Origin of the sequence: Streptomyces sp. NRRL S-87 (genome assembly GCF_000719335.1) — a bacterium.
Classification (GTDB): Bacteria; Actinomycetota; Actinomycetes; order Streptomycetales; family Streptomycetaceae; genus Streptomyces.
In genome coordinates, this window is sequence record NZ_JOGB01000020.1 from 63936 (window position 1) to 78219 (window position 14284).

Below are 14284 nucleotides of genomic sequence, written 5' to 3' on the forward strand. Positions count from 1 at the left end.
CGCCGGCCGGCCCGTCCTCACGCCGGGTGCGCCGCCCTCACGCCCGCGGCGCCGGCCGGCCCGTCCTCACGCCGGATGCCCGGCCCGTACGTCGTCCACGTCGCTGAAGGCCAGCAGCCCACCCCGACTCCCCGCTGCCGGTCCGACGTCGACGACGTCCAGCAGGAAGCCCACGTGGTCCCCGCCCGGCCAGTGGCCGCGCACCCGGCCGACGAACCAGCCGGCCGCCTCCCGGAGCACCGGCGTGCCCTCCGCGCCGTGCGGCTCCCACGCCACGCGCTCGAACTTGTCGACGAGGTCGCCGCTCCGCCCTCCGAACAGGGCCGCGAGCCCGTGCCCCCCGGCGTCCAGGACGTGCACCGCGAGGTGTTCGCAGCGCGACGCGACCCGGTACGTCCGGTTCGCCACGGACAGCCACACGACGAACCGCGGCGGATCGATCGAGCACTGCGACGCGAAGCCGACCAGGCAGCCCGCGAGGTCTCCGTCGGCCGCCGCCGTCACCACGTACATCGGGTAGTCGAGGAGGTCGCCGAACCGGTCGAAGTCGTTCGTCATGGGCCGCTCCTGCCCGTCGGCCCGGGCGGGCACGCCCCGGGCGGGGGACGCGGCCGGTTCCTGCGGGGCCCGCGGCACCGGTGCGGTGCATGATGCAGGCATGACCGATCGCGAGGAATTCCTGGAATGGGTCGGGACGGCGCTGCGCGAGGCGGAGCTCGCCCTGCACAACGGCGACGCCGGGCCCCGTCGGGCGCTCTGGTCGCGGGAGGAGCCGGTGAGCGTGCTGGGGGCGTGGCGCAACGCCGTCGGCCTGCAGGAGGTCGACGAACTCTTCACCCACCTGGAGCGGAGCTTTTCCGACTGCACCTCGTACGCGTTCGAAGTGCTGGCCTTCGACGTGTCGGGGGACACGGCGTACACCGCCGGCCTGGAGCACACCTCCGTGTCCGTCGACGGGCAGCCGCGCAGCTACACACTGCGGGCCACCCAGGTCTACCGCCGCGAGGGCGGCGCCTGGCGGGTGGCCCACCGGCACGGCGACACCGTCGCCGGGTGAGCGGTGCGGGCCGGCGGCCCGCGCCGGCCGGCGCGCGTCCGCGCACCGGCCGCCGGCCCGCACCCGCGATCAGTGCAGGTCGAACCGGTCGAGGTTCATGACCTTCTCCCACGCGGCCGCGAAGTCCCGCGCGAACTTCTCGCCGGCGTCCGCGCAGGCGTACACCTCCGAGACGGCCCGCAGCTGCGAGTGGGAGCCGAAGACGAGGTCCACGGCCGTCGCGGTCCACCGGACCTGGCCCGTGGCACGGTCCCGGCCCTCGTACTGGTTCTCCGCCGACGTGGAGGCGTGCCACTCCGTGCCCATGTCGAGCAGGTTCACGAAGAAGTCCGTGGTCAGCTTCCCGGGCCGGTCCGTGAGCACGCCGTGCGGGCTCTGCCGGACGTTCGCGTTCAGCGCCCGCATCCCGCCGACCAGGACCGTCATCTCGGGCGCGGTCAGCGTCAGCAGGCTGGCCCGGTCCAGGAGCAGCGTCTCCGGAGCCAGCTTCTCGCCGGCGCGCAGGAAGTTGCGGAACCCGTCCGCCCGCGGCTCCAGTACGGCGAACGAGTCCGCGTCCGTCTGCTCCTGCGAGGCGTCCGTGCGCCCCGGCGCGAACGGGACGGTGATGTCGTACCCGGCGTCCTTCGCGGCCCGTTCGACGGCCGCGCAGCCGCCCAGCACGATCAGGTCGGCCAGCGAGACCTTCTTCCCGCCGGTCTGCGCACCGTTGAAGTCCCGCTGGATCCCCTCCAGGGTCCGCAGGACCTCGGCCAGTTCGGGGGTGTCGTTGACCTCCCAGTCCTTCTGCGGCGCGAGCCGGATGCGGGCGCCGTTCGCACCGCCGCGCATGTCGGTGCCGCGGAAGGTCGCCGCGGACGCCCAGGCGGTGGAGACCAGGGCGGGGACGGACAGCCCCGAGGCGAGGACCTTCTCCTTGAGGGCGGTGACGTCCGCCTCGCCGACCAGCTCGTGGTCGACCTCGGGGACCGGGTCCTGCCACAGCTGCGGCTCGGGGACCCAGGGGCCCAGGTAGCGGGCCACGGGTCCCATGTCACGGTGCAGCAGCTTGTACCAGGCCCGGGCGAAGGCGTCGGCCAGGGCGGCCGGGTCCTGGTGGAAGCGCCGGGCGATCGGCTCGTAGACGGGGTCCATCCGCAGGGCGAGGTCCGTCGTCAGCATCATCGGGGCGTGGCGCTTCGACGGGTCGTGCGCGTCCGGCACGGTGCCCTGCGCCTCGGGGTTCCTGGGCGTCCACTGCCGCGCTCCGGCGGGGCTGGTGGTCAGCTCCCAGTCGTACGCGAAGAGGTTGTCCAGGTAGCCGTTGTCCCAGGTGGTGGGCGCGTTGGTCCAGGCGCCCTCCAGCCCGCTGGTGATCGTGTCGGCGCCCTTGCCGATGCCGAAGGTGTTCGGCCAGCCGAGGCCCTGCGCCTCCAGAGGGCAGCCCTCGGGCTCCGGGCCCACGTACTGGGGGTCGACCGCGCCGTGGCACTTGCCGAAGGTGTGGCCGCCGACGATGAGGGCGACGGTCTCCTCGTCGTTCATCGCCATGCGGCCGAACGTGTCGCGGATGTCCTTCGCGGCGGCCAGCGGGTCCGGGGTGCCGTTCGGGCCCTCCGGATTCACGTAGATCAGGCCCATCTGGACGGCGCCGAACGGATTGGCGAGTTCCCGGTCGCCGCTGTAGCGCTCGTCCCCGAGCCAGGTGTCCTCCGGACCCCAGAAGATTTCCTCCGGCTCCCAGATGTCCTCGCGTCCGAATCCGAATCCGAACGTCTTGAATCCCATCGACTCCAGAGCGCAGTTTCCGGCGAACACGAGAAGATCGGCCCAGGAGATCTTCCGGCCGTACTTCTGCTTGACCGGCCACAGCAGCCGGCGCGCCTTGTCGAGGCTCGCGTTGTCCGGCCAGCTGTTCAGCGGGGCGAAGCGCTGCGCCCCGGCACCGCCGCCGCCGCGGCCGTCGGCGATGCGGTAGGTGCCCGCTGCGTGCCAGCTCATGCGGATGAAGAGGGGCCCGTAGTGGCCGTAGTCGGCGGGCCACCAGTCCTGCGACGCGGTCATCACCTCGAACACGTCCCGCTTCAGCGCGTCGACGTCGAGCTTCTTGAACTCTTCCGCGTAGTCGAAGTCCTCGCCCATCGGATCGGCCCCGGGCGAGGGCTGGTGGAGAACCTGGAGGTCCAGCTGGTTCGGCCACCAGTCCCGGTTCGTCCGGGGCCGCGTCGCGGTGGGGGCCGGGGAGGGGATTACCGGGTTCTCGCTTTCGCTGCCGGACATGTCCGTCCTTCTTTCCTGTCGCGCTCTTTCCTACTGCCGGCTACTGCCCGCGCGTGACGCCCCCGCGATGCGGCTGGCCGTCCGGCGACGACCGTATGGCACTGCGGACTTCAGAGCCACGAGAACACGCACAGCAACTCCGCGTACATGTAATCGGAAATTCCGGCATCGATTTTAGTCGGATGAACTCCGGCGCAAATGGGGGAGACGCGGGAAATGGTCGGCGGCGTCCGGGCGCCGGCGCCGGGCGGATCAGTCGGCCAGGAAGCCCGTGAGCGCCTCGGCCACCGACGCGGGGTCCTCGACCTGCGGGTAGTGGCCGACGGCGGGCGGTCCGGCGAGCTCCTCGATCCGGGCCCGGGGCATCCGTACGCGCAGGCGCTCCAGGACGTGCGCGCCGCTGACCGGGTCGGCCGGCCCCCAGACGAAGAGCGTCGGTCCGGCGAAGGACTCCAGGGCCCCGGTCCACCGGGCGGCGTGCCGGCGCCGCTCGTCGATGTACCCCAGCAGCCGCGGCGCGAGGCGGTGGCCGCCGGCCCGGGCGACCGACGCCCAGAGGTCGTCGAGGTCCGCGTCCGCCACCTCGCGGCCCAGCACGGCGCGCAGCGCGGCCGCGAACCGCCGCCGGGTCGTGAGCGGGGCCAGCAGGGGCCCGAGCGGTCCGTGCAGCAGGCGCTGCATGAGCACGGGACGGTGCAGGTCGGGGTAGAGGCCGCCGTTGAGCCACGCCATGCGGGTGATGCGCGCCGGATCGCGGGCCAGCAGCTCCTGGCCGACGCTGACGCCGTAGTCGTGCGCCACCAGGGCGGTGCGGCCGATGCCGCACTGCCACCAGACCTCCTCGACCAGCGAGGCCTGTTCGAGCACGGAGTACGGGTGCCGGCGGGGCTTGTCGCTCCCGCCGAAGCCGAGCAGGTCCAGCGTGGTGACGCGCAGCCCGGCCGCCGCCAGCGCGGGCACGACCGCCGCCCAGTCGTGGGAGGAGGTGGGGAAGCCGTGGATCAGAGTCACCGGAGTGCCGTCCGGGGGGCCGTCGTGGCGGACGAAGACCGTGTGGTCGCCGACCTGGACGGGCGCCCCGCCGGCCGTCCACCGGCTCAGGGGCGGCAGCACGCGAGGTGCGGTCACGCGTCCTCCTCCTTCTCGTGCAGGCGTCCGAGCCCGTGCAGCAGCGTGGCCAGGCCGAACTCGAACTCCTCGTCGCTGTCGAGGGAGTTGAGCAGCTCGGCGTGGCGGTGGACCACAGGATGGGTGCGGGGGGACAGCGAGGTGAACAGGTCGGTCATCGCGGCGCGCTGCTCGGGCGTACGGGCCGCGCCGCCCGCGTCGAGCACCGCGGAGCCGATCACGAAGTGGGTGACGGTGAGGTACACGTGCACGGCCGTGCGCGCCGGCCAGCCCTGACCGAGCAGCTGCCCGAGGGCGTGCTCGCGGGCCCGCAGCGCGTTCGGCCCCAGCAACTGGCCGGTGGTGAGGAGCGGGACGACGGCCGGGTGTGCCAGGAGCACCCGGCGGAACTCCCGGGCGCCGTCCTCCAGGCCGGTCCGCCAGTCGCCGCCGAGCACCGGCAGCCGGATCTCGCCGAGTACGTGGTCGACGGTCTCGATCAGCAGCTCCTCCCGGCTCGCCACGTGCCGGTAGAGGGACGTGTGGCGCACGTCGAGGTGCTCGCCGAGGCGCCGCATGGTGAGGGCGTCCGTCCCCTCGCGGTCGGCGAGTTCGAGGGCGGCGGCCGTGATGCGCTCCAGGGTCAGCCCGCCCTGGCGCGGCCGGCGCCGGGCGCGCTCGGCGTAGCGCGCCTGCCACCAGGCGGGCGAGCCGGGCTCCGGGCCGCGCCCGCCGGCCCGGTCGGACCCGGGCGGCGGGGGAGCGGAGGGGGCTGCGGGTGCGCGGGACGCTTCGGTTGCCATGGGTCCTGTCCTACTCGGTATCGCTCGCTCGACCGGTCCGACTCGTTCGATCCGACTCATTCGAATCCGACTCATTCGAAGAGGTCGGGCTCGCTCCGGGCGATCTCCTCCCACAGCGGCTGGAACGAGAACCACCCCGCCAGCGGGAAGCCGGTCTGGTCCCGGGTGTGGCGGGCGGCCTCCGGGGCGATGAGACGGGGCGTACCGGCGGCCTCGGCCAGCAGCTGGGCCTGGGCGCTGCGCTCCATCGAGACGAACCACCAGGCCGCCTCGTCGACCGACTCGCCGACGGTGAAGATGCCGTGGTTCTGGTGGATGACGGCCTTGTGGGACCCCAGGCTCGCCGCGAGCTGCCGCCCCGACTCCTCCTCGACGACCACGGCTCCCGCGTCGTCGCGGTGCACGGTGTGCTGCTCGTACACGGCGCAGGCGTCCTGGGTGATCGGGTCCAGCAGCCGGCCGAGGCTGGCGAAGGCCTTGCCGTACAGGGCGTGCGCGTGGCAGGCGGCGACGATGTCGGGGCGGGCGGCGTGCAGGGCGGAGTGGATCACGAACCCGGCACGGTTCACGGGTCGCTTCCCGTGGCGCACCTGTCCTTCGTGGTCGACGAGGATCAGGTCGGAGACCCGGACGTGCCGGAAGGACATCCCGAACGGGTTGACCCAGAACATGTCGGGGTACTCCGGGTCGCGCACGGTGATGTGGCCCGCGACCCCCTCGGAGAAGCCGAGGCGACCGAACACCCGGCAGGCGCCGGCCAGCCGCTGCTTGCGGTGCTCGCGCTCCGCGCCGGGGTCGTCGAACACGGGCGGGAGGTCGAGCTCCAGCTCTTCCTGCTGGGGGATGAACGCGCTGCGCACGGCGCCTGCGGTCGGGGCGGTCTCCATGGTGGGCCCTTCGTGTCGACGTAATGCATCCACTGGACGCAAACAATGCGGCCGATGGACGCAGAACGCAAGGGGTCGGAGCATCCCGGCGCCGGCTCGCCCCGGCCCAACCTCTGCGTACGCTGCGGGGATTCCTAGGGCTTTCTTAAGAACGCCGTCGAGGCGCCCGTACCGCCGTGACGCCGACCTACTCTGAGCCTCCGCATCGACCGGCGGCCGCCCCGAGACGTCCGCCGGCCCCTCCCCCCGTACTTCCGCGAGGTGCCCACCCATGAGCTCCGGCCGCCCCCCGTTCACCCGATCCGTCCCCGGGACCCGTGCCGAGCGCCGCAACCAGCGGCAGCGACGCCGGCGCGTGCAGGCGGCGCTCGGCGCCGGCCTGCTCGCCGGTACGGCGGTCGTCGCCGTGGTCGTGGCGGGCGAAGGCGGCGACACCACCGCCACGTCGCGCACGCTGCTGATGAACGAGGGCACGGCCGACCCCGCGCAGGGGGCGGACCCCGCGGCGGGCGCCCCGGCGGACCCGCTCCCCGGCACGTCCGCCCCTGCCGACGTCACGCCGACGCCGAGCGCGACCCCGGCCGCCGACCCGACGAGGACCACCTCGGCCCCGTCGGCCCGGCCGACGGCCGAGCGGCCCGCGGGCGGCACCGGCACGGGCGGAACGAAGTCCGGTGGCGACGGCTCCCGGAGCAAGGACGGCGGCCAGGACGGCGACAAGGGCGGCGACAAGGACAAGGGCTCGGCCGGGGGTTCCGGCACAGGCGGCGGGGGCGGCTCCGCGGACGACGCGGAGGGCACCGTCATCAGCCTCGTCAACGACCACCGCGCAGCGGCCGGCTGCGGTCCCCTCAAGGCCGACGCCGACCTCACCCGGGCCGCCCGCGCCTACAGCGCCACCATGCGCAGGGCGGGCGTCCTCTCGCACACCGGCCCGGACGGCTCCACCATGACCAGCCGCATCGAGGCCGCCGGCTACGCCTGGAGCGGCCTGGGCGAGAACATAGCCCAGGGGCAGCAGGACGCGGCCGCCGTCGTCGACGCCTGGATGCACAGCCCCGGCCACCGCGCCAACATCCTCAACTGCAAGTTCACCGAGATAGGCGTCGGCGTGGACCGCGGCTCCGGCGGCCCCTGGTGGACCCAGGACTTCGGCACGCCCCGCTAGACGGCTTCCTGCGGACCATGGCTGCGGTGTCGGCCTGGCTGAGCATCCGGCTCTCCGCCGCCGCACCGCCGCCGCACCTCCGCCGCACTTCCGACTCGCGGTGCAACGCCCGGAATGTCCTGCTGTGTGTACTAGGATCCGCCGCTAGCGTCACTCGATCGACCGTTGCTCACCCAGTCGGTAGGAGGCCCCGATGATCGGCGTGCTCGTGACTTTCACGCAGACCGACACGTTCGACCGTTCAAGAGTTGCAGAGATCGCCGGCGAACTCCGCGGACCGTTCGAAGGCATGGCAGGCCTTCGCTTCAAGAGCTTCATGCTCGACGAAGACGGCAGCCGGGCAAGGAACTTCTACGTGTGGGACGACGAGGACAAGGGCCGCTCCTTCCTCACGGCGGAGATCGTCGAAATGGTGACGGGAATGTACGGCGCCCCGCCCGAGGTCCAGTTCTTCGACATCGTGGGGTTCGTCGACAACTCCGGCACGTGAGTCCGGCTCATCCGGACAGCGGGTGGCCCCCCGCCCGGCGGCGGCCGGTACGCCGGTCCGCGGCCGCGCCGCTGCGGTCCGCGGGGCGGGCACCCGCCAGGGCGAAGGCCACCCTGACCCGGGCCCCGCCCATCGGCGCACGACCGATCTCCACGGGTTCCACGGCCGAGCGGCCCGCGATGTCCAGGCCCAGCCCGGAGGACCCGCCGACGCTCACCCCGCGGGTGCGGGCCCGGTCGGGCCGGGCGACACCTGGGCCCGCGTCGTCCACCGTGAGGACGACCCGGTCCTCCGTGCGCTCCACCCGCACCCCGAAGGCCGTGCCCTGCGGGGTGTGCCGGAAGACGTTGCCCACCAGCGCGTCGAGCACCGCCGCGACCTCGTCCTCCTCCACCCGCACCGGAGTCGGCCGCGGAGTGGCGTACCGCTCGCAGGAGCGGCCCTGCTGCTGTGCGAGCACGGACCAGAACTCCATGCGCTCCAGCACCACCTCGGCGAGGTCGCACCCGGCGTGACCGCCGTACCCGGACGTCCGGGCCGAGCCGGCCTTCGCGCCCGCGCCCGCCGGCGCGGCGGCCAGCGGGGCCCGCGCCGTGGTGATGATCTCGGTCAGCTGCTCCTCCAGCGCGCCCACCGCGACCGCGATGCGGCGCCCGTCCGGCGTCCCCTCCAGCCGCTCGGCCTCCAGGAACAGCGCCGTCAGCGGCGTGCGCAGCCGGTGCGACAGGTCGGCGACCAGCTCCCGTTCGAGCGCCAGCAGCCGTACGACCCGGTCGGCCATCGTGTTGAAGGCGGCACCCGCCTCCTGGAGCTCGGGCGGCCCGTCGGGCTCCACCCGGACCTCCAAGTCCCCCGACCCCAGCGCCAGGGCGGCCTCGGACAGGCTCCGCGAGGAGCGCACCACCCGCGCGCCCAGCCGGTCCGCCACCAGGACGGACCCGCCGACCAGCCCGGCCGCGACGAGCAGCATCACGCCCCAGGAGACCAGGACGCCGCGTTCGAGCTCCTCGCCCGGCACGAAGGCCTCGACCACCGCGACCCGGTCCGCCGGCAGGACCACGGGCTGGAGGTAGACCCAGCCCTCGGGCACCTCCAGGGCCACCGTCGCGCGGTCGCGCGCCGCCCCGTCCAGTGCGTCCGCGTCCGCGTGCAGGACGCCGACCCTGCCGCCGTCGGGCAGCCGCACGGCGAGCCGGCCGGCCGGGTCCAGTTCGAAGACAGCCTGCCGGACCTCCTGGGTGCGGGTCGTCAGGGCGAGGACGGGGGAGAGGGCGGCAGCGCGCTGCTCGGCGGCCGTCGTCACGCGGTCCCTCGCCTGTTCGCGTACGAGCATGGCCAGCGGGATCAGGAAGGACAGGGCGACCATCGCCGTGGCCGCCAGGGCGATGCCGGTGAGCGTGCGCCTCACCGGGCGCTGACCAGCTTGATGCCGATGCCCCGCACGGTGTGCAGGTACCGCGGACGGGACGCCCGTTCGCCCAGCTTCCGGCGCAGCGCCGACAGGTGGACGTCGATGGTCTGCTCCTCCAGGTACGGCTGGCGCCAGACCTCGCTCAGGATGCGCTTGCGGGAGACCACCTGGTCGGCGTGCTCGGCCAGGTACGCCAGCAGGTCGAACTCCCGCCGCGTCAGCAGCAGCTCGGCGCCGGCCAGGTGCGCGGTGCGGGCGGTGCGGTCCACGGTGAGGTCCGCCACGCGCAGGACGTCCCGGCGGCCCGCGCCCGGATCGGCCGGCGCCTGGGACCGGCGCAGCACCGCCGCGATCCGCGCGGCCAGCTGCCCCGCCGAGTAGGGCTTGACCAGGTAGTCGTCCGCGCCGGAGTTGAGCAGCCGGATGATCTCGGCGTCGTCGTCGCGCGCGGTCGCCACCAGGATCGGCACCCGGGAGACGCCGCGGGCCATGCGGAGCACGTCCAGACCGCCCAGGTCGGGCAGTCCGAGGTCCAGGACGACGACGTCCGGACCACCCTCGGTGATCTCGCGCAGCGCCTCGAACCCGTAGGCGGTCGAGCGGACGGTGTGGTCGTGCGCGCTGAGTGCCTCGATGAGGGCGGTGCGTATGACGGGGTCGTCCTCGACGACCAGTACGGAGGCCATGGGCAGGCACGTTAGCGCGTCCGTCACCATGGTGTCGTGCCCCGCCTCCTGCGCTACCTGCTCATATGGCTGACCTGTACGGCCGCCAGCGTCGCCGCCGTGACGCTCGCCGCCCGCTTCGTCGTCGGCTCCACCCGCCCCACCGCGCCCGTGGCGCAGTCGGCCCAGGAGGACATCTCCGCCGATTCCGCCACCACGCCGTCCGGGACCCCGGCCGGCCCCTCCGCCACGCCCACGCCGGATCCGGGGCCGACCGGACGGCCGACGGCCGTACGGACCCCGCCGCGCGCCACCCGCACCCCCCACCGGACGGCCACTCCCGAGCGGAGCACCGCGCCCTCCGCGAAGCCCGATCCGGACTGCGCGCGCGGGGGATGGGGCACGCACACCGTGCCGTCCGAGGGCGGCCGGGCGACCGTGCGCTACGGCAGCAGGGCCGTGTGCCTCATCTCGGCCGTCCCGCAGCAGGGGTTCAGCGTGAGCACCCGCCAGAGCAGCGCGCAGACGCTGGTCGTGACGTTCACCAGCGGCACGCACCGGTCGGAGATCACCGCCACCGTCACCCCCTCGGCACGGGCGAGCGTCCGCGAGGAGTCCGTGCGCTGACGGTCCCGACCCGCCGTACCTCCCGCGATGCGGCATTTCGCCGGGATGGAAACCATGGCCCGTCCAAGGGCTTCCTTAGGGCTTCTTGAAGAACCGCCACCAGGCCCCCGAACAGCGGATTTCCTCCCTATGTTCGTGCCCGGCGACAACGGTCGAACGCTCCGCCCGGCCCCTCGGGCCGGGCCGCGCTCCGCCGGACGCCGCGCCCTGCCCCCGGCCCCTCGCGCGCCGGTACGGCCGGGTCCCGCAAGTCACAGACCCATGTGAGGTGGCACCACCATGAGTTCTCGTACGCCCGGATCCTCCGCCCTCCCCAGGCGGACGCTGCCCCTGCTGCTGACCGCCGGCTTCGCCGTCACCGCCCTGACCGGGTGCGGCGGACCGGACTCCGCGGACGCCGCGAACAACGCGGGCGCCGTGGTCGCCGAGTCCTCCTCCCGCGCCGCCGACGCGGCCACCGGCGCCGGCGCCGACGCCGCGACCGTGCCGGTCGGGCCGAAGGCCGCCCCGGCCGCCTCTGAGAAGGCCTCCACCGCCCCGGCGGCCGCGGCCTCCGTGCCGGCCCGCCCGGCCGGCAAGCCGGCCGCCTCCGTCGCCCCCGCCGCGCCGAAGCCCGCGCCGAAGCCCCGCAAGACCGGCGCGCCCGACCCGAAGCCGACCTCGGGCGGGGGCGGCGGGGCGCCGGAGCGCGGCTACCCCTCCGGCAGCGGTGACAAGGCCGTGGCCGCGGCGCTCAGGGCGGCCAAGGCCGACGGCAAGGCGGTGCTGCTCGACTTCGGTGCCAACTGGTGCGGCAACTGCAAGGCCGCCGACAAGGCGTTCGCGACGTCCTCGCTCACCGGCCTCCTCAACGACTCCTACCACCTGGTGAAGGTGGACATCGGCAGCTCGGACTCGGACAATTTCTCCCTGCTGCGCAAGTACAGCAGCGGCGGCGGCAGTTACAAGATGCCGGTGCTCATCGTGGTCTCGCCCTCCGGCGACGTCCGTACGGACACCCACGCCACCGGCAACCCGAAGCTCACCGTCGCCGGCCTGAGCACCTTCCTGCGCGCGTGGGCGAAGTGAGACCGCGCTTCGCGCGGGCGCTCGGCGCGGGCCTGCTGTCAACGGCGGTCCTGCTCTCCGTGGCCTCGTGCACGGGCGGGGACGACGGCCGCGCCGCGGACGTCCCCACCGCCTCGTTCACCGAGAACGGCGTCGCGGTCACCCTCCGCGTGACCGGCTGGGACGGCGCGCACGGCACGCTCACCGCCGACTTCGTCCCGCAGGAGAAGGGCTTCCACCTCTACAGCGTCGACCTCCCCCCGCAGGGCGTCGACGGCATCGGACGGCCCACCGCGCTCGCGGTCCACGGCACGGTGCGCCCGCACGGACGGCTCACCGCCGACGTGCCCGTACGGAAGATCCACAGCCCCGGCACCGACGCGCTGCTGCCCGTCTACCCGGACGGACCGGTCACGACCACCCTGCCGCTCACCGCGGACGGGTCCGGCGCGGGCTACGTCTCGGTCGGCTACGCGCTGTGCAACGCGACCGAGGGATGCCTGATCCCCGTCCAGGACCACCGCGTCCCGCTCGCCGTCACCGACGACGGCATCGCGTTCCCGCAGCCCGGCTGACCCGCGGAGCAACGCGCCCGCTCCGCAGGCCGTCCCGGCACCGGACCCGCCGCACCGACCCGTACCCGTCGGACGCACCGGGCCGCCCCGGCGCCGGGACGGTCCCGGGCCCCACCTTCCTCGCTCCTTCCACCCCCCACCTCCCTCGCTTCCTCCCACCTCCCGCCTCCCACCTCCCCCGCTCCTCCCGTCGGCGCCGCCCCCCCGCCGGCCCCCCGCACGAAAGGCGCCGCGTGCCGCGTCGTACCTCCCTCGCCCTCCCGCTGCTCGGTCTCGTCACCGCCCTCGTCGTCGGCGGCTGCTCCCCGGACGCCCCGGCCGACGCCCGCGCGGCCCAACGGCCGACGGTCCTGGCCGCCGCCGACCGCCTCCCGGCGCCGGAGCTCGCCGGCCCGGACGTCGGCGGCGGTACCCCGAACTCCCTGGCCTCCCACCGCGGCCACGTCGTCGTCGTGAACATCTGGGCCTCCTGGTGCGGCCCCTGCCGCGCCGAGGCCAAGGCCCTGGAGGAGGTGCGCGGTCGGACCGCCGCCCGCGACGTGCGCTTCCTCGGGATCAACACCCGCGACCCCGACGTCTCGGCGGCGCGCTCCTTCGTGGCCGCCCACGGACAGCACTTCCCGAGCATCCACGACCCGCGCGGGACCCTGCCCCTGCGCTTCCCGGCCGGCACCGTCAACCCGCAGGCCGTACCGGCCACCGTCGTGATCGACCGGCAGGGCCGGATCGCCGCCGCCACCTCGGGCCCGGTCACCGCACCGGACCTCACCGCCCTGCTCGACACCGTCCTCGCGGAGCCCTCGTGACCGCCGCCCTCCCGGCCGCCCTCCAGGCCGCCCCCCGGATCCTCGGCCACCCGGTCCTGGCCGCCGCCGTGGACGCGGGCGGCGCGAACCTCCTCACCGGCACCCTCCTGGTGGCCACGCCGGTCGCCGTCCTCGCCGGGCTCGTGTCCTTCCTGTCGCCGTGCGTCCTGCCCCTGGTCCCCGGCTACCTCAGCTACGTCACCTCCCTCTCCGTCGCCGACCTCGCCGAGGCGCGCGCCGGACACCGCGGCCGGATGGCCGCGGGCGCACTCCTCTTCGTCAGCGGCTTCACCACGGTCCTGGTCTCCGGCGGGGCGCTGTTCGGCTACTTCGGCCGGACCCTGCTGATCTACCAGGACCCGATCTCCCGGGTGCTCGGCGTCCTCACGATCCTCATGGGCCTCGCCTTCACGGGACTGCTCCCGGGCTTCACCCAGCGGGAGTTCCGCAGCCACCGCCGCCCCCACCTCGGCCTGATGGGCGCCCCGCTCCTGGGCGTGGCCTTCGGTGTCGGCTGGACCCCGTGCATGGGGCCCACCCTGGCGGCGGTCCAGGCCCTCGCCTGGAACGAGGCGAGCGCCGGCCGCGGCGCGTTCCTCATGGCGGCGTACTGCCTGGGCCTGGGGCTGCCGTTCGTCCTCGCGGCCCTGACGTTCCGACGGGCGCTGGGCGCGTTCGGCTGGGTCAAGCGCCACTACGTCTGGGTGCTGCGGGTCGGCGGCGGCCTGCTCGTCCTGGTCGGCGCACTCCTGGCGAGCGGGCTGTGGGGCGACCTCGTGTACGACCTCCAGCGCTGGACCGCCGACACCACCGCCGCGCTCTGACCGGTCCCCGCACCCTCGGCGGGACGCCCCTGGGCCGGACGGGTGGACCCTCCGGCCGCCGCGGTACGCGGGGGTGCCCGCCAGGGTACGGCAGCGCCGTGACAGCCCTTCAGCTCACCAGCCCCGCCTTCGCCGACCACGCCGAGATCCCCCGCCGCCACAGCGGGGAGGGGGACGACGTCTCACCAGCCCTGGTCTGGACGGCCGCCCCCGAGGGCACCGCGGAACTGCTCCTCCTGTGCGAGGACCCCGACGCGCCGCGCGGCAGCTTCCTGCACTGGCTCGTCACGGGCATCGACCCGTGGACCGGCGGCGTGGAGGAGGGTGCCCTCCCGCACGGCGGCAAACCGTGGCCCAACGGTTTCGGAAAGCCGGGCTGGGGCGGCCCGATGCCGCCCCCCGGCCACGGCCCGCACCGCTACTTCTTCCGCCTGTACGCCCTGTCCCACCCCGTCCGCCTCCCGGAACGCCCCACCGTGGACGCCGTGCACGGCGCCGTCCGGGACCTCCAGCTGGCCAGCGCCACCCTCGTCGGGACCTACCAGCGCAGCTAGCCCG

At 74.4% G+C, this 14284-nt stretch carries 16 protein-coding genes; 9 read left to right on the forward strand and 7 right to left on the reverse strand.

The features are described from left to right. Nucleotides 1-66: 66 nt before the first annotated feature. Complete coding sequence (locus IF43_RS0114955; RefSeq protein ID WP_030199901.1) at nt 67-558, reverse strand: flavin reductase family protein; 492 nt, start codon at nt 556-558, stop codon at nt 67-69. 100 nt (nt 559-658) lie between these two features. Here IF43_RS0114955 and IF43_RS0114960 point away from each other — a divergent pair, with 100 nt between their 5' ends. Next, a complete protein-coding gene (locus tag IF43_RS0114960; RefSeq protein ID WP_030199902.1) occupies nt 659-1057 on the forward strand; it encodes a nuclear transport factor 2 family protein in 399 nt (132 codons plus the stop codon). A 69-nt stretch (nt 1058-1126) separates the two neighbouring features. Here the strand turns inward: IF43_RS0114960 and katG are convergent, their stop codons facing one another. The 4 genes from katG to IF43_RS0114980 form a co-directional block, all read right to left on the reverse strand. Continuing rightward, on the reverse strand, nt 1127-3316 hold the full coding sequence (katG, locus tag IF43_RS0114965) for a catalase/peroxidase HPI (RefSeq protein WP_030199903.1): 2190 nt from the start codon (nt 3314-3316) through the stop codon (nt 1127-1129). 252 nt (nt 3317-3568) lie between these two features. After that, nucleotides 3569-4444 (reverse strand): alpha/beta fold hydrolase, encoded by an 876-nt coding sequence (locus IF43_RS0114970; protein ID WP_234332178.1) that lies wholly within the window; start codon nt 4442-4444, stop codon nt 3569-3571. Next, complete coding sequence (locus tag IF43_RS0114975) at nt 4441-5226, reverse strand: TetR/AcrR family transcriptional regulator (protein ID WP_158939317.1); 786 nt, start codon at nt 5224-5226, stop codon at nt 4441-4443. Before IF43_RS0114975 ends, IF43_RS0114970 begins: the two co-directional genes overlap by 4 nt. Nucleotides 5227-5297: 71 nt before the next feature. Then, nucleotides 5298-6113: a class II aldolase/adducin family protein gene (locus IF43_RS0114980; RefSeq protein ID WP_030199906.1), complete on the reverse strand. Its 816-nt coding sequence runs from the start codon at nt 6111-6113 to the stop codon at nt 5298-5300. 271 nt (nt 6114-6384) lie between these two features. On the opposite strand from IF43_RS0114980, the gene IF43_RS0114985 reads away from it, so the two are divergent. Together IF43_RS0114985 and IF43_RS0114990 are read left to right on the forward strand one after the other, a co-directional pair. Continuing rightward, entirely contained in the window at nt 6385-7281 is an 897-nt protein-coding gene (locus IF43_RS0114985; protein WP_030199907.1) for a CAP domain-containing protein, read from the forward strand. Nucleotides 7282-7474: 193 nt separating this feature from the next. After that, nucleotides 7475-7771, forward strand: a complete 297-nt coding sequence (locus IF43_RS0114990) for a hypothetical protein (RefSeq protein ID WP_030199908.1) — start codon at nt 7475-7477, stop codon at nt 7769-7771. A gap of 7 nt (nt 7772-7778) precedes the next feature. Here the strand turns inward: IF43_RS0114990 and IF43_RS0114995 are convergent, their stop codons facing one another. Continuing rightward, nucleotides 7779-9179 (reverse strand): HAMP domain-containing sensor histidine kinase, encoded by a 1401-nt coding sequence (locus IF43_RS0114995; protein ID WP_030199909.1) that lies wholly within the window; start codon nt 9177-9179, stop codon nt 7779-7781. Next, complete coding sequence (locus IF43_RS0115000) at nt 9176-9868, reverse strand: response regulator transcription factor (RefSeq protein WP_030199910.1); 693 nt, start codon at nt 9866-9868, stop codon at nt 9176-9178. The genes IF43_RS0114995 and IF43_RS0115000 overlap by 4 nt, the downstream gene beginning before the upstream one ends. 36 nt (nt 9869-9904) lie before the next feature. On the opposite strand from IF43_RS0115000, the gene IF43_RS42685 reads away from it, so the two are divergent. The 6 genes from IF43_RS42685 to IF43_RS0115030 all read left to right on the forward strand — a co-directional run bounded on the left by IF43_RS42685 (nt 9905) and on the right by IF43_RS0115030 (nt 14280). Beyond that, complete coding sequence (locus IF43_RS42685) at nt 9905-10474, forward strand: hypothetical protein (RefSeq protein WP_234332180.1); 570 nt, start codon at nt 9905-9907, stop codon at nt 10472-10474. Between the two features lie 279 nt (nt 10475-10753). Continuing rightward, entirely contained in the window at nt 10754-11542 is a 789-nt protein-coding gene (locus IF43_RS41615; protein ID WP_051795354.1) for a thioredoxin family protein, read from the forward strand. Continuing rightward, nucleotides 11530-12096, forward strand: a complete 567-nt coding sequence (locus IF43_RS40710) for a hypothetical protein (protein WP_158939319.1) — start codon at nt 11530-11532, stop codon at nt 12094-12096. Before IF43_RS41615 ends, IF43_RS40710 begins: the two co-directional genes overlap by 13 nt. A gap of 233 nt (nt 12097-12329) precedes the next feature. Continuing rightward, nucleotides 12330-12902, forward strand: a complete 573-nt coding sequence (locus IF43_RS41620; RefSeq protein ID WP_051795360.1) for a TlpA disulfide reductase family protein — start codon at nt 12330-12332, stop codon at nt 12900-12902. A 56-nt stretch (nt 12903-12958) separates the two neighbouring features. Then, nucleotides 12959-13726 (forward strand): cytochrome c biogenesis CcdA family protein, encoded by a 768-nt coding sequence (locus IF43_RS0115025; RefSeq protein WP_037888657.1) that lies wholly within the window; start codon nt 12959-12961, stop codon nt 13724-13726. Nucleotides 13727-13824: 98 nt separating this feature from the next. Continuing rightward, nucleotides 13825-14280: a YbhB/YbcL family Raf kinase inhibitor-like protein gene (locus tag IF43_RS0115030; RefSeq protein ID WP_030199921.1), complete on the forward strand. Its 456-nt coding sequence runs from the start codon at nt 13825-13827 to the stop codon at nt 14278-14280. The last annotated feature ends 4 nt before the right edge of the window (nt 14281-14284 follow it).

Bases quoted from the DNA above. Each gene is read 5' to 3' on its own strand.
- IF43_RS0114955 (WP_030199901.1), bottom strand. From the start codon at position 558: ATGACGAACGACTTCGACCGGTTCGGCGACCTCCTCGACTACCCGATG.
- IF43_RS0114960 (WP_030199902.1), top strand. From the start codon at position 659: ATGACCGATCGCGAGGAATTCCTGGAATGGGTCGGGACGGCGCTGCGC.
- katG (WP_030199903.1), bottom strand. From the start codon at position 3,316: ATGTCCGGCAGCGAAAGCGAGAACCCGGTAATCCCCTCCCCGGCCCCC.
- IF43_RS0114975 (WP_158939317.1), bottom strand. From the start codon at position 5,226: ATGGCAACCGAAGCGTCCCGCGCACCCGCAGCCCCCTCCGCTCCCCCG.
- IF43_RS0114980 (WP_030199906.1), bottom strand. From the start codon at position 6,113: ATGGAGACCGCCCCGACCGCAGGCGCCGTGCGCAGCGCGTTCATCCCC.
- IF43_RS0114985 (WP_030199907.1), top strand. From the start codon at position 6,385: ATGAGCTCCGGCCGCCCCCCGTTCACCCGATCCGTCCCCGGGACCCGT.
- IF43_RS0114990 (WP_030199908.1), top strand. From the start codon at position 7,475: ATGATCGGCGTGCTCGTGACTTTCACGCAGACCGACACGTTCGACCGT.
- IF43_RS0115000 (WP_030199910.1), bottom strand. From the start codon at position 9,868: ATGGCCTCCGTACTGGTCGTCGAGGACGACCCCGTCATACGCACCGCC.
- IF43_RS41615 (WP_051795354.1), top strand. From the start codon at position 10,754: ATGAGTTCTCGTACGCCCGGATCCTCCGCCCTCCCCAGGCGGACGCTG.